The sequence below is a fragment of the candidate division TA06 bacterium genome (genome assembly GCA_004376575.1).
Classification (GTDB): domain Bacteria; phylum Hydrothermota; class DG-26; order E44-bin18; family E44-bin18; genus E44-bin18.
This window is the reverse complement of the sequence record SOJN01000070.1, coordinates 22994-45968: the sequence shown is the minus strand read 5'-3', so window position 1 is coordinate 45968 and position 22975 is coordinate 22994. Positions and strand designations below refer to the sequence as shown.

The 22975-nt window shown below is 50.4% G+C and carries 23 protein-coding genes; 2 read left to right on the top strand and 21 right to left on the bottom strand.

All coding sequences use genetic code 11. From position 1 onward, the window contains the following. Positions 1 to 18: 18 nt before the first annotated feature. Genes E3J62_05610 through E3J62_05595 form a run of 4 tightly spaced genes read right to left on the bottom strand, consistent with a single transcriptional unit; the run spans position 19 to position 2439 of the window. A complete protein-coding gene (locus tag E3J62_05610; protein TET46014.1) occupies positions 19 to 498 on the bottom strand; it encodes a thioredoxin in 480 nt (159 codons plus the stop codon). 27 nt (positions 499 to 525) lie between these two features. Continuing rightward, the gene (locus E3J62_05605) at positions 526 to 858 is read right to left on the bottom strand and encodes a ferredoxin family protein (GenBank protein TET46013.1); all 333 of its coding nucleotides are present in this window, start codon (positions 856 to 858) and stop codon (positions 526 to 528) included. Continuing rightward, positions 846 to 2036 (bottom strand): permease, encoded by a 1191-nt coding sequence (locus E3J62_05600; protein ID TET46012.1) that lies wholly within the window; start codon positions 2034 to 2036, stop codon positions 846 to 848. Before E3J62_05600 ends, E3J62_05605 begins: the two co-directional genes overlap by 13 nt. A 7-nt stretch (positions 2037 to 2043) precedes the next feature. Beyond that, positions 2044 to 2439, bottom strand: a complete 396-nt coding sequence (locus tag E3J62_05595; protein ID TET46011.1) for a metalloregulator ArsR/SmtB family transcription factor — start codon at positions 2437 to 2439, stop codon at positions 2044 to 2046. 138 nt (positions 2440 to 2577) lie between these two features. Between E3J62_05595 and E3J62_05590 the strand changes: the two genes are divergently transcribed. Together E3J62_05590 and arsB are read left to right on the top strand one after the other, a co-directional pair. Next, a complete protein-coding gene (locus tag E3J62_05590) occupies positions 2578 to 2913 on the top strand; it encodes an ArsR family transcriptional regulator (GenBank protein ID TET46010.1) in 336 nt (111 codons plus the stop codon). A gap of 11 nt (positions 2914 to 2924) precedes the next feature. Then, the gene (arsB, locus tag E3J62_05585; GenBank protein ID TET46009.1) at positions 2925 to 4004 is read left to right on the top strand and encodes an ACR3 family arsenite efflux transporter; all 1080 of its coding nucleotides are present in this window, start codon (positions 2925 to 2927) and stop codon (positions 4002 to 4004) included. 120 nt (positions 4005 to 4124) lie between these two features. On the opposite strand, the gene E3J62_05580 is transcribed toward arsB, so the two are convergent. From E3J62_05580 to pyrF, 17 genes are all read right to left on the bottom strand, one after another. Then, on the bottom strand, positions 4125 to 4499 hold the full coding sequence (locus E3J62_05580; GenBank protein ID TET46008.1) for a metallopeptidase family protein: 375 nt from the start codon (positions 4497 to 4499) through the stop codon (positions 4125 to 4127). A gap of 1405 nt (positions 4500 to 5904) precedes the next feature. Next, complete coding sequence (locus E3J62_05575; protein TET46007.1) at positions 5905 to 6261, bottom strand: hypothetical protein; 357 nt, start codon at positions 6259 to 6261, stop codon at positions 5905 to 5907. 340 nt (positions 6262 to 6601) lie between these two features. Next, entirely contained in the window at positions 6602 to 7672 is a 1071-nt protein-coding gene (locus E3J62_05570) for a (Fe-S)-binding protein (protein ID TET46006.1), read from the bottom strand. A gap of 52 nt (positions 7673 to 7724) precedes the next feature. Continuing rightward, a complete protein-coding gene (locus E3J62_05565; protein ID TET46005.1) occupies positions 7725 to 10637 on the bottom strand; it encodes a hypothetical protein in 2913 nt (970 codons plus the stop codon). 251 nt (positions 10638 to 10888) lie between these two features. Beyond that, the gene (locus E3J62_05560) at positions 10889 to 12109 is read right to left on the bottom strand and encodes a hypothetical protein (protein ID TET46004.1); all 1221 of its coding nucleotides are present in this window, start codon (positions 12107 to 12109) and stop codon (positions 10889 to 10891) included. Next, the gene (locus tag E3J62_05555) at positions 12093 to 13487 is read right to left on the bottom strand and encodes a hypothetical protein (GenBank protein ID TET46003.1); all 1395 of its coding nucleotides are present in this window, start codon (positions 13485 to 13487) and stop codon (positions 12093 to 12095) included. The genes E3J62_05560 and E3J62_05555 overlap by 17 nt, the downstream gene beginning before the upstream one ends. 276 nt (positions 13488 to 13763) lie before the next feature. Further along, a complete protein-coding gene (locus E3J62_05550; GenBank protein TET46002.1) occupies positions 13764 to 14528 on the bottom strand; it encodes an ABC transporter permease in 765 nt (254 codons plus the stop codon). Beyond that, complete coding sequence (locus tag E3J62_05545; GenBank protein ID TET46001.1) at positions 14525 to 15481, bottom strand: ATP-binding cassette domain-containing protein; 957 nt, start codon at positions 15479 to 15481, stop codon at positions 14525 to 14527. Before E3J62_05545 ends, E3J62_05550 begins: the two co-directional genes overlap by 4 nt. A 166-nt stretch (positions 15482 to 15647) precedes the next feature. Then, positions 15648 to 15965 (bottom strand): ArsR family transcriptional regulator, encoded by a 318-nt coding sequence (locus tag E3J62_05540; protein TET46000.1) that lies wholly within the window; start codon positions 15963 to 15965, stop codon positions 15648 to 15650. Positions 15966 to 16411: 446 nt separating this feature from the next. After that, positions 16412 to 16879 carry a HEPN domain-containing protein gene (locus E3J62_05535; GenBank protein TET45999.1) on the bottom strand — a complete coding sequence of 156 codons (468 nt, stop codon included), beginning with the start codon at positions 16877 to 16879 and terminating at the stop codon, positions 16412 to 16414. Continuing rightward, positions 16863 to 17435 carry an ArsR family transcriptional regulator gene (locus E3J62_05530; protein ID TET45998.1) on the bottom strand — a complete coding sequence of 191 codons (573 nt, stop codon included), beginning with the start codon at positions 17433 to 17435 and terminating at the stop codon, positions 16863 to 16865. Before E3J62_05530 ends, E3J62_05535 begins: the two co-directional genes overlap by 17 nt. A 448-nt stretch (positions 17436 to 17883) precedes the next feature. Further along, positions 17884 to 18732: a hypothetical protein gene (locus E3J62_05525; GenBank protein TET45997.1), complete on the bottom strand. Its 849-nt coding sequence runs from the start codon at positions 18730 to 18732 to the stop codon at positions 17884 to 17886. Next, on the bottom strand, positions 18659 to 19546 hold the full coding sequence (locus tag E3J62_05520; protein TET45996.1) for a tetratricopeptide repeat protein: 888 nt from the start codon (positions 19544 to 19546) through the stop codon (positions 18659 to 18661). The genes E3J62_05525 and E3J62_05520 overlap by 74 nt, the downstream gene beginning before the upstream one ends. Further along, entirely contained in the window at positions 19531 to 19974 is a 444-nt protein-coding gene (locus tag E3J62_05515) for a membrane protein insertion efficiency factor YidD (GenBank protein ID TET45995.1), read from the bottom strand. Before E3J62_05515 ends, E3J62_05520 begins: the two co-directional genes overlap by 16 nt. After that, complete coding sequence (locus E3J62_05510; protein TET45994.1) at positions 19971 to 21674, bottom strand: hypothetical protein; 1704 nt, start codon at positions 21672 to 21674, stop codon at positions 19971 to 19973. Before E3J62_05510 ends, E3J62_05515 begins: the two co-directional genes overlap by 4 nt. Next, positions 21671 to 22279 (bottom strand): orotate phosphoribosyltransferase, encoded by a 609-nt coding sequence (locus E3J62_05505; protein ID TET45993.1) that lies wholly within the window; start codon positions 22277 to 22279, stop codon positions 21671 to 21673. The genes E3J62_05510 and E3J62_05505 overlap by 4 nt, the downstream gene beginning before the upstream one ends. Continuing rightward, the gene (gene pyrF, locus E3J62_05500; protein TET45992.1) at positions 22249 to 22974 is read right to left on the bottom strand and encodes an orotidine-5'-phosphate decarboxylase; all 726 of its coding nucleotides are present in this window, start codon (positions 22972 to 22974) and stop codon (positions 22249 to 22251) included. Before pyrF ends, E3J62_05505 begins: the two co-directional genes overlap by 31 nt. Position 22975 lies beyond the last annotated feature (1 nt).

The window sequence follows — 22975 nt, the reverse complement described above, 5'->3', positions numbered from 1 at the left end:
ACAAAGATGCATTCATTGCTACTTCACCCCCTGTCGCTTCAACACTTCCACAAGGTCCCCCTTAGGAAAGAACCCTTCGTGCCTGAAGTATTCCTTCCCATCCTTGTCAAGAAAGACCTGCGTCGGAATCACTCTTATCCGATATTTGCTGGCGTAAGGCCGTCCCTCATTTGTCCACACATCACAAAAGATAACCCTCACCTGACCTCTATATTCTTCCTCGATTTCCTTCATGATAGGCTGCATTCGCTTGCAGGGGATACATCTGACCGAACCGAGCTCAATAAAAGTCACCTTTGCTTTTTCACTCTTGGCTCCCGTTTGTACTGGCTCTGTTTCGGTTCCTTCTGGATTACTACCCTGTTCACCCACTCTATCACAACTCAAAACACAGAAAAGCACGAGAGCCAGCCCCACAAGACACAAGACTATTGTTGCCAGTCTGGAGCGTCCCCCATTAGCCAGGGTACGTTCTTTGAATAGAAGAGATTTTCTCATTACACATTCGCCCGGGTGACTTGCACCTTATTCCCCGTTATTCTGCTGTCTTTCTTTGACTTCCAGTTTGCCCTGTGCAGTTAAATGCTTCTTGATCTTTTTCCAGATGCGCTCTCTTCTATAGATCTCCCGTATCCCTTCTATGTTCGGAAAAGAAATGGCCTCTCCCTGGCATAGATTTGCGCAGGTCGAGCATCCTACCACGCATTGGTATGGTCGCGCGACAACAGCCCCCTTATCGGTCCAGTCGTATACTTTCTTGCCGCAATTCATACACACCCCACATTGAACACACTTTTCTGAATCAATTGCGGGATACCAATCTATCTTGTCCCTGGGATAACCCACTAACCAGGCCATATTTTTGCCCCCCCTTCCATCATGGACCCAAAGATAAGACCCGTGATTGTGGCCATAATTACCACCAGTAGTATGTATACAAGCGTCTTTTTCGACCCAAGAACACTACGTATGACAAACATGTTGGGAAGGCTCAGTGCCGGTCCCGCGAGGAGAAGAGCCAGTGCCGGCCCATAACCCATCCCGCTGCCCAGCAGTCCCTGAAGGATCGGCACCTCAGTGAGAGTAGCGAAGTACATAAGGGCCCCGATCACTGAGGCTGTGAAATTCGACAACAACGAGTTTCCACCAACTAGGGTTGTGATGTAGCGTGAAGGGATAATACCTCTGTCAGAACCTGGCATTCCCATCAGGAAACCTGCTACAAGCACGCCAGCAAAAAGAAGAGGGAGTATCTGTTTAGAGAAACCCCATGTGGAATCCACCCACTGCCGGAGTTCAGCTTTCCTAAACCACCTCACAAGTTCAAAACCAAGAGCCACAAGCAGGGCCGCCACGAGATACCAGTGGATACGGTAGACCCCCCACCAGAGCCCGGCAGGCTCCTTCGGCCTGGCCCATGCGGCAAAGATGAGTATCAAGACCAGAGTCAGGAAATAGATCAGGCTCTGAATGGGACTCTGCCTTGTTTCCTCGTCCTGGTCAAAACCAGTCGCACTTCTTTCACGGTCTTCCTTTCTGAATATGAGCGCCATAAGTAACCCAATCACGACCGCGAAAAAAACAGCCCCTACCGCTCTGGCCAGGCCAAGCTGCCACCCGAGAACCCGTGCCGTCAAGATAATGGCAAGGACATTTATCGCAGGGCCGGAATACAGGAAGGCGGTAGCAGGTCCGATGCCTGCTCCCCTCTTGTATATCCCCGCAAAAAGAGGCAAGACGGTGCAAGAGCAGACCGCAAGAATCGCTCCAGACACAGACGCCACACTATAGGATAACCATTTCTTCGCTTTAGCGCCAAAGTACTTGATAACAGCCGCTTGCGAAACAAAAACCGCTATCGCGCCAGCTATGAAAAAGGCTGGGACAAGGCAGAAGAGCACATGCTCCCGAGCATACTCCTGAACCATCACCAACGCCTCATATATTGCACTGTGGAATCGGGAACTGGCCAGCGGCATGAGATAGGCCGCAAGAAATACAAGAACGATCAGGATAAATTTCCAGTATTCACGCATCCTCAGGTCACCTGCATCTTCCTACTGCCTTTGGACCGACTCGACATGAGGTTGCCAACCTCTTTCGGTCTTTCTTGAGCACGCCTGATTTATCGGCCCAGCCGGACAGAACCTTGAGCAGAGCTTTTGCATTTGCGCCCATCCCGTTTTTGTCCAAGTAATACTCAACCCACAAACCCGCTCTCCTGCTCGACACCAGGCCTGCCTCCTTCAATATGCCCAAATTCCTGGATGCCCTGGTCTGGGATATGTCGAGCGCCTGCATTATCTCACACACGCAGAGGTTGTCCCTGTGCTGAAGCAGCCTGACAACCCTCAAACGGGTCTCGCCCGAGAGGGCTTTGAAGAGTCTCAGAGTCTTTTCCACGCCTCCTCCTTTATGCTTATATGCGCATATCCGCATGTAACATACACGGGTCCCACGTTTTTGTCAAGGACGAAAGCAGGCCATCCGTGAAACTGAAGCTGTACTTTGGTCTTGACAAAACGAGAGGAACGCCTATATTCGTTTATGCGGATATACGGTAAAAGGGGAAAGTCATTGGAACAGACCCTCTCTATGTTCAAGGCCCTCTCAGACAGGACAAGGCTGAGGATAGTCAACCTTCTGCTCGAAGGAGAGTTATGCGTCTGTGAGGTGATGCAGATCCTGGGTGCGACTCAATCAAAGTCTTCAAGACACCTTACATATCTTAAGAATGCCGGCCTGGTGAAACACAAACGTAAGCGGCTCTGGATCTACTACTCCCTCACGAGTCCAAGGAATGCCGTCCACAGGCAATTGCTCAAGGCGGTGAGGCTTTCCCGAAACCAGAACAGTCTACTTAGAGCTGATCTCAAGAAACTCGTTAGAGCCTCTAAGACGCACGCGTGCTGAGAGGATAAACGATGGAAAAGAAACGTAAACTCGGTGTGTGGGAGAGATTTCTGACCGTATGGGTGTTGTTGTGCATCACCGCGGGCATCGCGATGGGCAGGCTGTTGCCTCAGATCTCGGATGTCCTGTCCAGAATGGAAGTTGCCCGTGTTTCCATCCCGGTTGCCTTCTGCCTTTTCTGGATGATATACCCCATAATGGTGCAGATAGATTTCAAGAGAGTGGTGAAGGCAGGAAGAACACCCAAACCGATTGCTGCCACTTTGATCTCGAACTGGGGCATAAAACCTTTCACCATGGCCTTCCTTGCCTGGTTATTCATGGCCGTCGTCTTCAAGAGGTTTATCCCATATGATGACGCCCTGCAATACCGGGCGGGCATGATTCTCCTCGGAGTGGCACCATGTACCGCAATGGTTCTCATGTGGTCCTATCTGGCAGAAGGGAATATGGGACACACTCTGGTGATGTGCGCCGTCAACTCGCTCACCATGATCTTCCTGTATGCGCCGCTCGCGGGTCTTCTGCTTGGACTTTCCGGCATTAGAATTCCGTGGGGCACAATCGCTTTCTCGGTGTTGATATACATCTGTCTGCCCCTGGCAGCAGGATATGTGACAAGGACTCTGGCCATAAAGAGAAAAGGCCTAACCTGGTTTGAAGGGAGACTCGTGGCACCTCTGAGGACAGTTGCCATCGTAGCACTTCTTGTGACTTTGGTAGTGCTCTTCAGCCTTCAGGGTTATGTCATAGTAAAGCTGCCGGCAATAATTGCCATGATAACAGTGGCAATTTTTGTGAACATACTTGTAGTATTTGCTCTCACTTACGGCGTTGCAAAGATAATCCGTCTGAGATATGAGGACGCGGCTCCCACTGCAATTATCGCAGGCAGCAATCACTTCGAGGTGGCAATTGCGGTAGCGATAACTCTGTTCGGCGCCAACTCAGGTGCCGCGCTGGCCACAGTAGTTGGGGTACTGACAGAAGTGCCAATCATGCTTTTCTTAGTGTGGCTGTGCAAGAAGACCAGATTCATCTTTCAAAATGAAGTACAAGGTGCAGAGTACGAAGTACGAAGTAAAACATAGGTGCTGTTTCGTACTTAGCAATTTGGACTTCGTACTTCGGAGCTAGTAGTTGGAGGTCTGCAGTCAGTAGTCGAGCAGAAGGCTGTGTCTATTTGCGCCTCAGAGCAAAATGTAGAAAAGTCAACCGTACCCATCCTCCTTCAATTTCTGATCATCAAGGCCAAAGAGGTGGCCAATCTCATGCAAGACAGTAGTACGCACTTTCTCCTTTATCTCCTCATCACTTGAGCAGACCTTCTCAATTGGACCCTTGTATATGACTATTCTATCAGGCATTCCTGGAAGAGACCATCCTCTCCGCTTTGTCAAAGGAACCCCATGATATAAGCCCAGAAGCAGGGCTCCTTTGCCATAGCCCAACCTCTCCAGCAGCTCAGGGTCAGGCCAATCTTCAACATCCACGTGAATGTACTTGAGCGCTTGCCTGAACTCATCCGGCAGCTCTTCCATTGCCTCTTGAACCAGCTTAAGAAATCTCGAAGTATCCATAAGCATTCCGCGATTATGATCTCAACGGATTCTAATCATCTCCAACCTGGAATGCAATCCTAAACCGTCTCCTCTTGCAGGGTTGAGAAATGATGAACCATGAGATTGCACGACACGAAAGACGAAATTACAAAATTGAAAACCTGAAACCACGAGATTACACGAGATTAACACAGATTCAAACTATATATTCATGGCTAAACGCAAACCAGAAGAATAATCTTGTGGTAATCTGTGAAATCTGTGGTTCCGAAATTACAAAATTGAAAACCTGAAACCACGAGATTACACGAGATTAACACAGATTCAAACACGTCTTCCAAGCTGAAACCGAACCAGAAAAATAATCTTGTGAAAATCCGTGCTAATCTGTGGTTACAGGGTTTAAGCCCGCAGGGGAAAAAAGAGAACCTGCGGTCACAGCCATTGTCTCGATCCGCAGGTTCCCAAGAGGTTAGAGGTTGTCAAGTGAAGCTTCTAGGCCAGTCCAGTCTCCATAGGCGATCCTCCTTTTCTGTCCGCTACCATAGTAAAGCAAATTCCGTGCCGCCAACCCGAATTAGCCACCTGTCTAAGTCTCTATTTTACAACAGCATAGGAAGGCACAAACTGTCACTGTCTGGTGTACATGGCTTAGCCTGCAACAAGGCATGACTTGGGGGCTACATTATGTTACCGCGACCCAAGTCGCGGGGAGATTCATCAAAGGACAAAGTCGAAGGATCTCCTCAGCGCAGATTCTGGAGTCAAAAAGGCCCGGCTTTTCCAGAGAAAAGACGAGCCCTGCCCCGTTTCTCGCGAAGCGAGGTACACGGGGCATTTTTGATCCTTCGTCGGCCCGAGCCGACGGAGGAGAAGTGTGGCGACGAAGAATCTGCTTTTTGAACGCTTATCGCTAATGGCTATACAGCCAAACCCCAAAAGCAGATCCTTCGCATTCGCTCCCCGTGGAACGGGACAGGCAGGATGACCCGACTACGCCCAAGTGGCTTCGTCGGGCTGCGCAAGCCCGTCGGAGCTAGGGACAGCGGAGGCGGGAAGCCGATTAGGCGAAGGGGGGAAGAATCTGCCTTTTGAGCGCTTATCGCTAATGGCTATACAGCCAAACCCCAAAAGCGGATCCTTCGCATTCGCCCAGGATGACAAATTAACAATTGTTATTCTGAAGGAACCGAAGGCGACGAAGAATCTGCTTCTCCCTAAATCCCATCACAAAAGAAAAGGAGTGTCATTGTGGGGGTTGCCGCCGAAGTCACGTAGGACGTAGGCGGGTCGATTTTCGAGTGGGTAGGCAAGGTCTTCAATTTCGTAATTTCGGGTGTAGTCCAAGGGAGCGCATTTCCTCGCGGAGTCCCACGCAAAGCCCGGCCGAATCAGCGAATTCTCTATCATCAACCAGGTCTGCAGCTCCCTAGATGTGGATGATCCTCTTATTGCCTATCGAGATGGTTGCAGAGCATCTCCTTGTTCGGGTCGGCTTCTGCGCAATGACAGAAATCTTGAGTTTCCAGGGATATTTCTTCTCCAGCCTGGTCATGAGCATCCTGGCAGTGTGCAGAGCGGCACTCACATGCCTCCGCTTGTTGCTCACTGCGGAAAGCAGCCCGCCAAGCACTCTCAATTGGTCGCAGGCATTAAGATTGTTTGCACACGCCATACAGTAGAGTGTTCTCACCCTCTGGTCGGGATCTTCATGGATCAGTTCCTCCGGACTGACAAACCTCTTTCTTCCGCAAATACCACACTTTGTTTCCAATAGAACTTTCATTTCGTACCTCCAGTCACTTCTGTCTACAGCAATTCTCATGCCCTCATCCACGAAAATCTGTGCCCGGAACTGATTGGTGTGCTTAGTCTTACACCTGTAACGAAATGAGCCCCGACCGATAACCGCAAGTCAGTGTGACACTCACACACAATAAAGTGACACACGCTATAAACCCCAAACTGAAAGCAAATCCCAGGCACCAAATTCCAATCTCCAAATAATGACCAATAACCGATGACCCAAATCCCAGACAACGGGCGATTCTAGTTTGGAGCTTGAGATTTGGTTATTGCGATTTGTTTGTGATTTGGTGCTTGGAATTTGTGATTTGATGCTAGGCTCAGGTCGCTATTCTTATATCTTCCATCACATGTTTTGCCGGAGTATCGAAGCCTGAGCCAATAGCCAGGACGCAGAAAGGGCACCCCGACCTGACCACTGAACTACCTGAGTGTGTGATTCTGTCCATCTTCCTCTCAAAGATGGTTCGGCCAAGGGCAGGCGAGACCAACTCAAGCGGCGCACCACAGCAGAGCTCGGCATCCAATTCAATTAAGGACTTGCCCAGATGCTTCCTCAAAAAGAGGATGTGAGTCATATCCTTGTCTTTTCCCCTTCCCATCCGGCACGGGTGGCTGTAAAGAGTCCGTGGGGCATTCCCTTCTAAGGTGAGCAGTCTGTCCAAATCTTTCTCCACAAGAAAACGAAGTACGTCCTTGACAACCTTGCCGAAGGCCCCTATTCCGAGCAAGGATGCGTACTCTCTGGACAGAGTGGTGATGCAGTGAGGACAACTTGCCAGCACAACATCAAAACCTTCAAAGGCCTTCTTGTTCCTGAGCGCGAGTTCCCTTGCTGAATCGAGTCTGCCCACAAGAATGTATGGCCAGCCACAGCATACCTGGTCTTCAGGAACTCCAACAGTTATCCCAAGGTTTTCCAGAATAGTCAGAGCATTTTCCGGGACCGCCCTGAGCCTGTTTGCCTCTACGCAGCCAACGAAGTAACCTACGCGAACTGAACCACGCTGTCTCCTTCTGTTCAATCCATCCAGGTTCTTCTGCGGATTTGAAAGAACGTGAACCAGAAGAGAAGAGACCGGGCCTGTAGGTTCGAGCAATGCGGGCTTCGCCCTCTTGTTTTCAAATCTGACAAGAGTTGCCAGGGCATAGGGGTCGGTTCCACTCGGACAGTTCAAACTGCATGCCTGGCAACCGGTACACATATCCAGAATGCCCAGAGTTGTTTTCGAGAATCCAATCCTACCAGCCTCCACTGCTTCACACAGGACCACCTTCGCCCTCGGACTCACTATTTCTACATTCTCAGCTTCCAACACTGGACACACAGCACGGCACATGCCACACTTGAAACACTTCTCTATTTCTTTTTGAACTGAGATCATGGGCAAAAATGGGGAGTATGGGTCCTCCCCGGAAGGATCGTTTTCTTCTCGAAAGCTACTAACGGACTATCGCGAGTTTTCTCGCGCTGGTAGTTGCGAAACCCTGCAAGGTGACGAGGTAAATCCCGCTTGCCACTTCGTTGCCGGCTTCGTTTTTCAGATTCCAGTCAATCTTATATCGCCCGGGCAAAATCGGAAAAGAAACATTAAGCAGGCCTTCCAGGTCCTCCTTTTCCCACTTCCTAACCAGCTCTCCGGACATAGTGTAGACGCGAATTCTCGGAATGGACTGGTTCCTGATATGAAAGGTTATGGTCACATATCCTCTGTCTCCCCTAACAGGGTTCGGAAAAGTCCTTCCAAGAGAGTCTGGTCTGAATGGTTCAGTCTCTTCAATGGCTTCACAATTGATAGCCTTGTAGGCGTCCACGATTCCCCATCCCATTGTGTCATTGGGTGAGCTATGCATGGTCGCAGTGTTCATCAAGCAATCGCGCAACTTCTCTGGACTACCGCGCCACGAGGGGTGTGCTTCAATAAGAAGCCCTGCCACACCTGCCACCAGAGCGGTTGCCCCAGAGGTACCGACGCCGTACCAGAAAGAATCCGAGTATGCCGGATTGACCATGTAGACTTCAATCGGCGCCACAACCTCAGGTTTTCTCCTTCCATCTGCAGAGGGACCCTTGGAGCTGTAGAAACTGTATCCCTCTTCATAAGGGCCAAGCCACCTTCTGTCCGGGAGTACGCCGCCCACAGAAACAATTGAATCTGCATCTGAAGGGGGATAGAGGGAACCAGCCTCAAGAGTATCATCCTTCGCGGCGTTACCTATGGCACTCACCACCAGAACTCCCAGCTTGTATGCTTTGTACGCAGCCTGGCTTACCAGAGCAGTCTTTCCATCTCTCTTGTAGTACTCGTAGAGATCGGGGTAGCCGAGGCTGCTGGAAACTATGTCCACACCCTGGGCCTCCAGCCACTCCAGACCCTCGATCCACGTGTCCTCCTCACAGGGCTTCTCATAGAAGTGAGGATACCCCTTGATGTTCACGTACTTCTCTGTTTTGGCCAAAAAGAAGTTCGCCCTGAAGGCGGGGCCGAACAACTGGGTTGGTTTGAAACCTCCCATTATGGAGAGCATCTCAGTCCCGTGCCAGTGCTGTCTGTCGCCATCCTGACCTGGCTCCCAATCAGTATTGTCATCTCCTCTTCTCTTGAAGGTAAGATAATCCCAAGGACCTGAAGAGTAAACCACGGGGTCGTAACTGAAAGAAAGGTCAACAGAGTCGGTCACTCCCCAGGTCTGGCCGTCATCTGTTGAACGCCTGACATATATAACTCTGTTGTTTTCCCATGCGCAGACGACTCTCGAGCCAGAGGCTGAGGCGCTCACCCGACCAAGAAATGGGGAAAGGTCTCCAGAGATTACAGAAGTGCCAGTCCAGTTCGCACCGTGGTCTGTGGAACGCATATAAACGACTTGACCGACGGCTGCGCTGGGGAAGTCACTGAAGAAAAGGTGAAGAATGGAATCTGAGACAACAAGAACCGGATCCTCCGAACCACTGGACGGGACGGTATTAGAGGAGAAATTGGACCCACCGTCTGTGGACCTTGCATGGATCAACTCCCCATCTGGCTCAGTTGACCAGACTATGTGAATATAACCTGAATCATCAACTCCAATTGATGCGGGTGACACCCGTCCAGTCGTCCCGGACACATTGGACGTATTAGACCAGTTGGACGAGTTCGCGTACATTATGGTCGAATCATTATCAACCCATGCGAGGTCAATCCTATCCGGGAAGCCTGGAACGATGAAGGCGGAAGGCCATGTAGACCATGTCAGGTCGTTCGATATGTTTCTCCGGTCAATAACAGAATTATTGAACCATTTCACCATGAATATGTCCTGGTCTCCATCTAGATTCAGCAGTGTGTCGAGCCCATCTTCCCAGAAAAGGTAAACTGTGTCAGATGCGACAACAGAGGGCCTTCTGGAGAGTCCCGCGCTCGCAGATATGTTGCCTACCGTACCCCATGTGACACCTCCATCGCTGCTTCTGGAGTACCAGATGTCGCGGGCACTTGCGTCTGTGAACCTTATCGTATCTCCCTCCCAGAATGCGTGTATCGTATCGCTAGCATCAACAGTCATCGCCAGGTTCTCCAGTAGCTTGACCCGCTGGCTAACCGTCCCAACGGAGCCCCAGCTGCCCAGCCCAGAAGATCTGTAGAATGGAATCTGGTCACCGCCAAGAAAGTCGTGCTCAGCCTGCACATTGACGTGCTCTATAGCCTTAATCGAAGTTCTGAACCCTGTGTCAAGAATGCCTATGTTAGCCCCTTCTCCAAAAAAACCCAATTCATCGTGAACCTTCGTCACGTTTATGATGTTCAGCTGCTCATAAGAAGGACCATAATCGACCAGCTTCACATTCCGCTTTTTCCCATCTCCAAGTGCATTCCTGGACACGGTTTTCCTGTACTCTCTACTCTTGAAAAGGGCAACCTCTCTGATGTCTTTCACATATTCCAGATTTGAGGCCTTCTCCACCTGCCCGGCCGGTATGACGAAACTTGCCGCATTGAGCCATCTCGACATCGCTCTGAGCCGACCGCCCCTGTCCTCTATTCCACGAATGTAATCTTCATACAGAGGAAGGTCATCATAGAGCACGACCCGACCGCGCTTGAGTGCCGCTCTTCTTCTTCTGTAGGTGTCTGGACTCAAGTAGCGCTCAGCAAGTTCAGTCGCCCTTGAAAGCGAGGCACCACCTTCACCCTTATCCTTGAACATCACCCAGACGAGCACAGTAGAATTCGGACCCATGCGTGCCAGTTTCTCTTTCAGGACGGGATCAATCTTACCCATATGGCCCGCCCTACTGACTCCCCAAACCGTACCTATTGACAGGAGAACAATAGAAACAAAAAATACCACCAGTAACTTGCTTTTCGACATTCTGACGCCTCCTTGAACGTGAAATCGCAACCCATTATATGACCACAACACGCCAAGTCAAGACAATTCACCATTACAAACAAATCACAAACTTAAAACAGATCCCAACCACCAAATTCCAAACCACAAACAAATTCCAATAACCAAATCTCAAGCTCCAAACTAGAACCGCCCGTTATTTGGGATTTAGGTTATTGTTTCGAGCTTGGAATTTGTGATTTGGAGTTTGGGGCTTTTCTGGTCCTGCGCGACTACAGCCTGGTCATCGTCCTTCCCCATATCTCATCCTTCTCCACCCTTATCTTTCCTTCATCCTCCAGTTTTTCTATTAGTCTGTCGAAATCATAGGGAACAAGAGGAGTGTGTATAGCAAGCTGAAACGCGGGTACCTCTTTTGTTATCTTCGAAAGCAAGAACTCCTCCATGCTCAGAGGCTTGAGCGCAGGCAGCGTTGGTGCCATATCCAGATACTTCTTGAATGCATCATGGTCCTTCTCGTAAACATTGGCAATGGCTCTAAGAAGCCTGTCAGGATTAGGGTCTGACTTCTGCAGGGCAATCAGGAAGTCAGCTTGAGTCTGCCTTTTTTTAAGCATCTTCCGGATGAGAATCAGGTCAGACTTTTTTGCGCCAAGAATTGACATCCCCTCTTCGGCGATGTCAATCATTGACCTTGCTATCTCTGAGACAGGCTTCTCTTGTCCATCCCACGTGAGTTTTGCCTGTAGTCCATACTTGGCCGCCTTCCACCTGTTTATCGCAGACCAGTAGAAGTCCTCACCATCGCATTCAATAGCTTCAACGTACAGGTTGTTTGAGAGCGCATGCATCACCCCTGCCGCAAGTACGGTCAGTTCGCACATCAAGTTCACATCAGATGCGCTGTCACAGCACCTCAATTCAATAGTGTTATTCCACCATGCCTTCACAGTTGTGTCCTCACCCCAGCTTCCTCTGCTAAACCTGGGATGGAACGCCTGTTGTGGTCTCGAACACCACTCGGCATTCGTGAATATTCTGTAGCTTTTATACTCACCAGATCTGAAACGATATACCGGACTGTTCGCCGCTATTGCCACGAAAACAGGTACAAAGCGGAACATCCTGTTCTTGAGCGCCATTGCCCTGGCAAACTCAGTGCACGTTCCAACATGTATGTGTGAGCCGATTGGCATCTCCTCAGTAGGACGAGCACCAATGGGAAGAACAATGTACTTCTTCTTAGCGGCAAGCCTTCGCGCAACTTCCATGTATTCGGTATTCTTCTCTACCAGCTCCTCCCACCTTTTGACTGTCCCCAGTCTGGCCTCAAGGAGGTCCAGGTCAACGCCAACCCTTGACCATGGAAGAGCATTTCTAATCCTGTCTGAGAGTCTTATTATCTCATCATCGCCAGCAGATTCCATCGCCTCCTTAAGGACGGCCATCTCCCAGTCGTAGCCCATTGTCAGTGGATCAAACAGTGGTCTCATTTTTCCTCCAGGATGCTCTAAGACGCTCTTTGCTTGTCTTGATCTCCACACTCACCATTCCCGGTTCGGCTTCCAAAAGAAGGGACGAGTAGTAGATGTTTCCCGCGCCTTTCATGCGCTCCTTCTTCAACTCGACAGTTTTTATTTCACCGTCAAACGTAAACACTGCTCTTCGCGGCCCAGCTTTAAACAGGCTCCTGTATATGACCGCGTAAGGTATTCCTCCTTTTACCTTCCTGCCTTTCGAAAGCATTAGCAAAGAGTTCTTGGTGACGTCATAACCGACACCCAAGGAAAAGGCTAACCCATAATCTACGCTCCTCTTCGCTTTCATCTTCCTTGGATGATGAGCAAGAAAAAGCCTGGGGGTCCACCTGTCATTCCCAACCCAGACGTAGCTCAACTCCTTTGGGTTTACAAAGACAGCCATACATTCGTTGGTCATTTCATTGCCCAGAAGAACAAAACCCGGCTTTACTGCGTGCCACATCTTCTTCCATAACCATATGCCTCCGCCCCATCTCGTCCACCAGGGAAAGGCGTTGTATCTCGACCTCACCAATCGCTCATCGGTCGGAATGAAGAAAAGGTTCGTGTGATCAGCCTTCCCACCGATTGCAAAGAAAATCCTGGGCACGTACTCCAATTCCGTCTCTGGAATCTTCCCCTTCTTCTTCTTCGGTTTCTTTGGCTTGTATTCAAAAGTCGAGAGTTGACAGAACACAGGGGCATCGGGCAAGACGAAGAAAGACTTCACCTCCTTCAGTCCCTCTTTCTTCTTCAGATTGTGTTCAAATCCCAGGTCAGAACCGGCAACATCCCTCTTCTTGTAGGAAGCATTCCAGAGATCCCCGGGGCTCCCAATCCGGGATAGACTCTCTTCCACGCCACCTATCTCTATGTAGCCTCCTGGCTCATAGCTGTTTCCGCCATAGAGTTCATTCTTGTCCGTACCCAGGTTCCACAGCTCCAGTATTCTTGCCCCATAGTCCGGGGATATGATGGAACGCAAGAATGCATTCTCGATGGCATACTCCTTCAATCCATCAGAGTTGAAGTCGCCAACAGTCACGTTCTTAGACCCAAACCCGACCTCAGCTCTCTTACCCACACTCGTTCTCACGTGCTTTTTGACAGCAGCTCGTGACTCGTTCGTATCAAGGACGATCAAGTCGCCAGGCTTTATCTCCCAGGGATGGATATAAGTCCTCAGGACTCGAACGGATTTTCCCTTGAGACCCTTGGGCAGCTTCATTGTGCTCCGGGCCGCTGATCTTATGGCCACATAGCAGTGCACTCTGGACCGGAGCAGACCATCCTCGCCCCTGAAGCTATCGAGTCTTCTCGTCTTTTTTACTTTGGCAAGAAGTTTGAGCATTGCAAAACCTCTTCCAATACAGGTTATGGTTGTTTTGGAACGGGAGCCGTCGGGAGTCAGAAAGCGTATGATGCAGCAGTTCCCCGTATTTGTCAATAGGGAATTGGGGTCAAAGCTTGAAAGTTGAATTCTGGAACCACAGATTACCACAAGATTCTTTATTTATGGCTTTGTCATAGGATCATCGCTGTCTGCGTTAATCTTGCCGTTATTGATTTCGTTTTCGATTTCCTATCTTCTATTTTCGGGTTCCAAGTAGGTGCCTAATACCACGGCCTAAAGGCCGGTGGCTTTGGCCCTCCGATGGAAATGACGAGCAATAGCAAGGAAGACACCAGAAAACCCTGCCAACATCAGGTAACTGAGCCATATTGGGAAGAAAGGCCCTTCCCCAAAACTGAACCGCACTACATCAGCACAATAAGAAAGTGGGGAAAGGGGAGAGAGCAACCGACTCCATGAGGGCATAGCCGAAAGGGGCACAAAGATCCCGCTGATGAAGATAAGAGGGATTCTGACAAGGCTAGAGAGCATCATAATCTTAGAGGGAGCCCTAGCCGAAGGAGAAGACAGCAGAGTACCAAGCGCTGCAAAGCAAAAAGAGGATAGCAGGAGCCCAGGCAGGAGGAGATTCCAGTGTGCGACCCGAGCACTTGTGAAAAAAATCACTATTATCAGGGGTACGGCAGTCAGAGTCAAACCAAAGGCAAACCCTGCTATAACATCGCCAAGAACAATAGAGAAAACTGACAGCGGACAGGAAAGAAGCCTCTCGTAAGTCTTCGCTGACCGCTCCCATGGTGTAACAAGCGGTCCAATCGCAGAGGCGGTGAAAAAGACAGCCATAGCTATCATGCTGGGAGCAATGGAACTCTGGCTCATCGGCCTGCCGATGGCAAAAGCAAGAAAGAAGAAAAGTGGGAACAGTATGCCAAAGATGACCACCGGTGCCTTGAAGTAGTATATGAGTGCGTCCTTCTTTGCCACCACCAATGCTACTCTCAGCGTGTGAGTGGGGCCAGCCTTTGACCGCTCAATCATGCATCACCACCACTTTTGGCATCCTTGGTATCTGAACCCGTCATCTGCACAAAGACCTCCTCCAGGTCAGGCCCCAAAGTGTTTATGCTCCTTATATGGAGGCCTTTCTCGGAGGCAAGACAACCCAGCCGCTGGGCTACTCTGCCCGGAGATCTCGTATAGATTAAATATCCTGATTCTGTCTTTCTAACCTCCCTGACCTGCTCCACTGCCTGGATCTCCTCTTCTCTCAAGCTGGAACCTTCGAATTTGAGCTCAACTGCACATGTTTCCGCGATCTTTGCCTTGAGAGCCTCAGGCGTATCAATGGCCACGATCCTTCCATTGTTGATTATGGCCACACGTGAGCAAAGCTGCTCTGCTTCAGCTATGTTGTGTGTGGTCAGGAATACCGTCAGCCCCTGCTTACTCATCTTGCGTATCTCTTCGCGAACCATCCTGGCGCTGACCACATCAAGTCCACCGGTGGGCTCATCCAGGAAGAGAATAGCAGGATTGCTCACGAGGGCCATACACAGCATCAGCCGTCGCTTCAGGCCCTTTGAGAGCTCATAGCCCTTCTCGTTCTTGCGCTCATAGAGGCCGAAGGCGCGCAGCAGCTCAGCGGCGTTTTCTTCGCCAGTCCGCCGGGGTATCCGATAGAACGCAGCTGTAAGCATGATGTTCTGCCAGACTGTGAGGTCAACATATATATTCGCATCCTCCGGCACGCTGGCCATTCTTTTTCTAGCAGTAACAGGATGACGGCGGACATCGTAACCATCAACCATGGCAGTGCCTGCCGTTGGTTCAAGCACACCGGTGAGCATGCGTACCGTCGTTGTTTTCCCCGCGCCATTTGGGCCGAGAAACCCGAAGACCTCCCCCCTGCGCACCCCGAAGTTGACCTCGTCAACCGCAACCAGGTCGTTAAATCGTCTCGTCAGTTGCCGCGCCTCAATCGGTACTTCCACCAAGCTACTCCCGCAAGGCTATTCTTTCTCCTCAACACAGGGATGTTTTGCCTCTTCCCCGTGGCATTCTTTTATCTGCTCAGGTGTGCACTCTTCCGGCTTACCTTTGAGCTTTTCTGGCTTCTTGCATTCAGACTTGCCTCCAGACATCTTTTCACCCTCCTTTCTACTTTCTGCACTTTGCTTTGCTGCTGCTCCGGCAGGACTTCTGGCCCCTCTGGGCTACCAGCTTCTCCACAGCCCTCCGCAACTCCTCGAGTTTCTTTCTTTTGAGCGAATAGTGCACCCAGTACCCTATCTTCTCAGCTTTCACCCACCCGGCCATCTTCAAGACACGGAGATGCTGTGAGACTGCTGATTGAGAGATCTGGAGCTGCTCAGTGATCGCGCTCACACAGAGTGGCGAAGACTTCAGAAGCAAAGTGACTATCTTCAGCCTCGCTTCTACACCTAGAATCCGGAATGTATCTGAAAGGTTTTTCATCGTCCTATAAGCATATTAGCATTTACTAATATAAACCACGGGGTGGGTTTTGTCAAGAGAAAAGTGGGCGCGGAGACCCTCCTTCGCCCTTCGTGGCTTCGTAGGACAGGCCGCGCCCCTACAACAAGTAGTGACAAGAAACGAAATGTCATTCTGAGGCCCAACGGGCCGAAGAATCTGCTTTTGACCGAGATTGCTTCGACTCGCTCCGCGAGTCTCGCAATGACATGTTTTCTCATGTAGGGGAAGGAAGTAATTTGACTTTTGCCCCTCGGCTTCGCTCGGGATCTCTGATACTTTGTGTTTTGCCCTTCGACGGAGTTTATCCTGCCTGCCCCGTTTCTCGCGAAGCGAGATACACGAGGCCTGCCCGCTTGTCCTGAGAGCAATCGAGCTGAGGTGGCCGAAGGGAGTATCGAGGTGCAACCACATCTTGAAGGTCCGATTCACAGCAGATCCATCTGCGGATTCTTCTCTTTCACGAACCCAATGAGCTTCTCCACAAACTCACGTGCTGTATGCAGGGCGTCCTTTGCCTCTTTCATTGTCACGGGGAACACCGGCTCATACGTGAACTCGTGCCTTTTTCTCCGCATTGCATCAAACCTCTTTATCAGTCTCCTGAATTCTTCCCCGAGTACAAACCCAGAGAACTCAACCACTGTTTTGTGCTGCTGCGTGCCTGCAGGCCGAAACCCCTGAAGAAACACAATGGCTCTACCTGCACGCAGCATTCCGAGATACGCAAAGGTGTATGCCGCCTCTTCATCAATGGTGAGATTTGCCTGCGCTGTCTCCAGGTCTTTCACAGCACGAACCAAGAACCTTGATATTCTGTCGAACTCAACCTTCTGGCTCTTGAGGAGCCCCTCCCTCAACATCCTTTGAACATAGGCCCTATAATCGTTCTTCATCGCCGACCAAGAATATCTTTGGCTTCTTAATTACATCCAAAATGAATGACTCTTTTGCTTTCTTCTTCTTCTCGAAGTCCTGCCTATCGTACACTGTATAGTTGATCTCCCTCTGCAGTCTTTTCTCAGCTTTGTCGACTATCTCAATGAGCTCATCTGTGTCGGGCTCGCCAACGATCAATACATCTATGTCGCTTGCCACCCCTTCTGTACCTGTTGCATAGGAACCATAGATTATCGCAAATTGTATGCCTCTGATTCTCCCAAAAGCTTCCCTCAGACTTCCCACGATGCCCACCGTTTTGAAAACGATGCTCTTCATTTCCTCGAAGAGAGGATAGCTTTTGTTTAGGTGATAGTAGACCAAATTTCCGACAGCCCTTCTTTCAAACAGGCCAGCTCTCTCCAATCTCAAGAGCTCCCGCCGAATATTGCCCACCGAAAAACCCAGAATGCGTTCTAATTCCCTGAGGTAGTATCCTTTCTCGGGATTGGTGAAGTAGAGGGCAAGAAGCTCTTTCCTCAGTCTTGATTCGACTATCTTGGTGATGTCCATACTGTAGTCTTCCCTGACTACAATTGTAGTCTATGCTGACTACAATGTCAATAGCGATCCCTGTTCCCATGCTCTAGTGAAGTATGGGGTCGGATCCTACATTTTCCGCCACTGGCAGCGCCCGCCAAACCACAGAACACGAAATTACGAAATTGAAGACCTCTCCGGAGATTCCTTCGCCGCGCTGGCTTCCCCTCCATCGGCTCACGCCGATGAAGGATGAAAAATGCCTCATCAAGTCCCGCATCAGCCGTCAAGCAGGTCCTTCGGCCTACCGGCCTCCCTTCGGGTACCCTCCCTTCGACTATCGCTCAGGGCAGCCAGGATTAGCTCTTTGTAACGAGTTCACTGCGCTTCGCTTGCGACTTCTAACAAAGACCAAACACGATGAAAAATACCCTACCCTGTCTATCGACAGGCTGGGTCTTTTTCAGCTGGGCCTTTTTCACTACTCCAGGTCGTCCCCGTACATACTCCTCGCTTCCTCGACCAGCCTAGATCTCTGCGCCTCGTTGTGTTCCCCCGCGAGCCTGGAAGCGGATGCTATGTTACTCACGTAGAATCTTGAAAATCCTGTATAGAAAGCTGCCGCGGCCTCAAAATATCTCTGATCCACTATCGATCGATAAAGCAAATATCCCATCAATCCGTGCAGGGCCATAGATATGAAACCCTGCCTGTACGCTCCTGCATAAATCTGTCCTGTGCCCGGAAGTACTGCCGACATCACGCTCGCAGCCCTGGGAGACTTCGTTCTCAGCTCCTCTCCCTTCACAGCTAACTCCGCAAGCGGAGAAGCATGAGCTGACAGGAAGCTGCTCCGCGCATTCTGAAAGTCACCCTCCAGAAAGTATGACCAGGCCTCCAGCACCATTATTGTCGAATCTTCTTCAGATTGGAGTGAATCGAGTATATGCCTGGCCATCTCGTATTGGCCCAGCTCCATCCATGATTTAGCCAGAGAGAATGAGCATGAATCTGTCAGGGCATCTGGCGGATTGAAGCGCGCTGCACCCAGAAGATACGGGATCCCCTTTTCAGGTCTGCCACTCTTTCTGTAGGATTCACCAATCCTGAAACTGGCCCGTCTCTTTTGCCCGCTTTCGTTGGAGAAGTAAGAGAACCTCTTGTATTCAGTTATTGCTCTGTAGTAATCCCTATTTTTGAACAGTCTGTCGGCAAAAGTAGAGGACTTCTCCCCGAAGGCGCAAAGGGGGAAGGTCTCAATCAAGGAGAATGCTGCCAAGATTATGCTTATTCTCAATCTTCTTGAGGAAATCTTCTTCAGAAACTGCATTGAATCTCCTAGCTGAAATGGCGGCTCCGTAGATATCACCAGTATGCAGAAAGAGGCCCGCAGCCAAGAAACCGAGCGCCGCAACATCCTGATCGTCGTCATAGTAATGGTATGCGGCTACATACGAAGCAGAAACGAGCAGGAAAGAGAAAATACCATCACCAAGCCTTCCGCAGTAGGTCCTTCCAGCGCCTGGGAGTGGTACAGAGAGAAAAGCTGCCAGCACAGGGCTATTCTTTAGTATCCCTTCCCCTTCCAGTGATTCTCTGGACAGTTTGCTGGAGAGCTCTGAAAGGTAACCACCTGGCCTTACATTCTGAGCCCTCTCAAAGTAGCCGGAGGCTTCAGCGTATCTTCCTCCTCTCAGCATCGACCAGCCCGCCATCACCAGGGACCTGTCAGTGTTGAGCTCCCCCAGAACCTGACCGGCCTTCTGGTAATCTCTGCCCAGAAAGTAGCACTTGCCAATCTCATACTTGACACTGCGGGCAGCTTCAGGAGAAGAGTCTCTTCTCAAAATCTCCCTGAAAGTGTGGATGGCATTCTCCAGATTCCCCGACTTCTGGTAGCAAAGGCCAATCCTGAAATTTGCCCGCCCTACCCGCGGCTCATTCGGAAAGAGATAGATGAACCTTTTGTATTCACTAATGCCCCGGAAATAATCGCGGGTCTCGTAAAGATGATCCGCAAAGGTGAGGATGTTGGAAGGCCCAGAGACCCACTTCATGTCATCTGCCTGAGAAGCGCACGTCTCTGCCAGGAGAGTGAGAGCTACAAGAAGCACAATCAAGCATGACTTCAGGGCAGGCCGCATCTTTGTTCGCTTCCACGTGGGGAGTTGTTGCTCACAGGGTCTGACAGCCGCAGCTTTTCATTTTCGAGTACTGGCCTGTAGTAACGCGGAGCATAGCTCCATGTAAACCAGTTGCACCTCTGTAGCCTGTCGGCAGTCATGATGGCTCCCAATATCAGACCGCAGGAATCAATAGCCTGTTGGGCATATTGAGAACAGGAAGGCGCAAAAGCACACACATCGCCCTGCTGATCTGAGAGAAAAAACTGGTACGCACTGATTGCGGTGTCAATGACAAAACCAAGCACCGTCGTCTCTTTTGGAACTTCACTCTTCTCGGGCTCAATCGATCTATCAACGGGCGGGGGCTCCCATGGTTCCTCACTAGCGTTGCTTACAGGCCATCCAGATGCAGATATAACTAAGAGAAAAACGATTACGACTTTCATGGATTCTCTTCTGGCCAGTCCCCAAAGACGCTCGGCCTGCAGTCCCTGAGAACCAGCCCACCGGTCTCATCTATGGAGTAAATAACGTCCAGTTCAACCAAATCTCCGGATAGGTTAACCCAGTCACCAACAGGGCTCCCTTTCTTTATGAACAGTTTGCCGTTGTCAGATTTGAAAACGTAGCCACCATCGGTCTTTTCAAGCATCACCTTCCTCGAGATGATTAAGGGCTGGGGATTTCCTTCCCCAAAAGGAGCAAGCGCGGAGATTTCATTGGCCAGCTCCGTGCTCATTTCGGAAAGCGGAAAGCTACAATCTATCCATAGTACCGGCTGCATCGCATCATCCATAAAATTGGATGCAGCGTATGCCTCAAGAGCCCTCTGAAGCTGACCTATTCTCTCGGGCAAGACAGAGAACCCAGCTGCCTGTTTGTGCCCACCATAATCGATGAAGAGATCGCCGCAGCTCTTCAAGCAGTCTACGAAATCAAACCCCTTCGGACCCCTGCATTCTCCTATGGCTATATCACCCCTATGGCCTATTGCTACCACGGGTCTAGTGTAATCCTCCTTCAGCCTCGATGCGCAGTACCCCAGAAGGTTGCATGGAGCCTCCTTGTCAACGACCACCAGCATCTTCATTGATGGGGATATGTTTACACTTCTTGAGGCCTTCATATACGTTTTCTTGGCTTCATCCTGCCACTTCCGGCTGCTACTCAAAAGCCCAAGAACCAGGCGCTCTGCTTTCTCCGTGTCCTTTGTTAGAAGTAGTTCACAACTTTGATTCGTGCCTTTCTCAGATCTGCCAGAAGAGAGTATCTGAATGATGAGCCTGACTATCTCCATGGAGGTAGGAACCTTATCCTGATACTTGGGAGCATTGTTTATTATCGCGTTGATGCCGAGTCTTCTTGAGCCAATCAGACCTCCAAGGCCGAATTTCACCAGAATTCTGTTCTCGTCTATCAGAGGAACTTTGTCCGAAATGGTCCCGAGAACAGAAAGACCAAGGATATCCTCTTTTACATCAATCCACTGCTTCACATCAAGCCCCAGTCTCTTTTCTACCAGAGCCTGTGCCAGCTTGAAGGCGACTCCGCAACCAGAAAGTTCCTTAAAGGGATACTTGCAGTCGGGCCTTTTCGGATCCACAACAGCAAGAGCTCCAGGAAGCGAACCCAGAATCTCATGATGATCAGTGATAACCAGTCCCACTCCCATTTCCCGAGCTACAGCGGCCGGATCAACATTCGAGATTCCGCAGTCAACAGTTATGATCAAGTCAATGCCTCTCCGCTTGGCTTCACGGATCCCACCCTCGCTCAGACCATGCCCCTCTCTCAGTCGGTTAGGAACATAATAGGAGACACTGCCGCGAAGGTCCCGTATCGTCTCGTGAAGAATAATTATGCTCGCAATTCCATCTGCATCCTCGTGACCCCAAATGAGTATCTTCTTCCCTCTGGCTACGACATCATCAATTAAGGCGACAGCCTGCCTCATCCCCTCCATCGTATTTGGATCGTGTATCCCTGCCAGCGAAGGGTTGAGGAATGCAGTCGCCTCTTCTGCCGTCTCTATTCCTCGCGCTACCAGAAGCGAAGCGAGAAGATGCGAAATTGAGAGTTGTTCTTTTGACTTCTCGACTTTCTCCGGATCGAGATCTCTAATCTTCCAGATTCTCTCGGCTTTCATCTCAATTGTCTTTGTGCGCTCCCGGGCTTTTCGAGCTTCACCCCTTCCTTGCACAGGGGACACTCATGGGGAGAGAAATTTTTCGCGCGGCTCCTGTACACACTGTACAACTTGAAGGGGAATTCTGTATCTTCTTCCCTCCGGTCCACGAGGACCGCCACACCCACCACCTTCCCCTTTCTCCGTTCCACTGCAGCGGTCGTATCCAGAGCAGAGGTCCCAGTAGTCAGAATGTCGTCGACAACCAGGATGTTCTCCCCTTCTTCAACATCGAAACCGCGCCTGAAATCTCTGCCCTCTTCTACTCGTTCTGCAACGAGCCACTTCTTCCCAAGCTGCCTTGCCACCTCGTACGCCACCACCACACCTCCCAATGTGGGCCCGGCAATTTTACTTATGTTCGACCTGGAAAACTCCTTTGCGATTTCCTGGCAAATCTGAATGGTAAGATTAGGATTCTCAAGCAACCTGAACTTCTCAAAGTATATTCCACTGTGGAGTCCGGAACTGAGAAGAAAGTGGCCTCCTCTTATCACTCCAGCTTCTTCAAACGTTTTTTCCAGCTCTTCTTTTTTCACCTCAGGGCCTCCTCCATTTCTTTCAATATGGCCAGCGCTGCGACCCTAGGATCTTTAGCCCGTATTATCGGGCGTCCCACGACTATATAGTCAGCACCGGCAGCCACTGCTTCTCCAGGAGTTCTCACCCTGGCTTGATCGCCCCTGTCTTCTCCCTTTGGCCTCACTCCCGGAGTCACTACTACGAACTCCGCGCCGCACTGTTCCTTCACAGCCTCAATCTCATGTGGAGAGGCCACAACTCCTTCAAGCCCTGCCGATTGCGCAAGTCTGGCAAGAAGCAGAACCTCTTCTTGAATCGTTCTTTCGGACGCTCCAATAATATCTTGCAGTGCTGCCTCATTCAGACTGGTGAGCACTGTTACGCCTAGCAGGAGGGGCCTAATAGCCTCTTCTCTACTCCACATGAGTTTCACTGCCGACTCCATCATGTCAAAGCCGCCGAACGTGTGAAGAGTGAGCATTTCTACGCCTATCTCGGCGGCAGCCTCACATGCCTCCGCAACAGTCTTAGGGATATCATGAAACTTCAAATCCAGAAACACCTTGGCCCCTTTGTCCTTGACCAGCTTCACGGCATCTGGACCCGCGCTGGTGAAGAGCCTGGAGCCCACTTTGAAGGTCTTTGCGCTTCCTTCCAGCCTGTCAATCAGCTTCCTGGCCTCATCCAGCGTGCCGAAATCGAGAGCTACTATCAATTTTTCAGTCACATCCACTCGCATG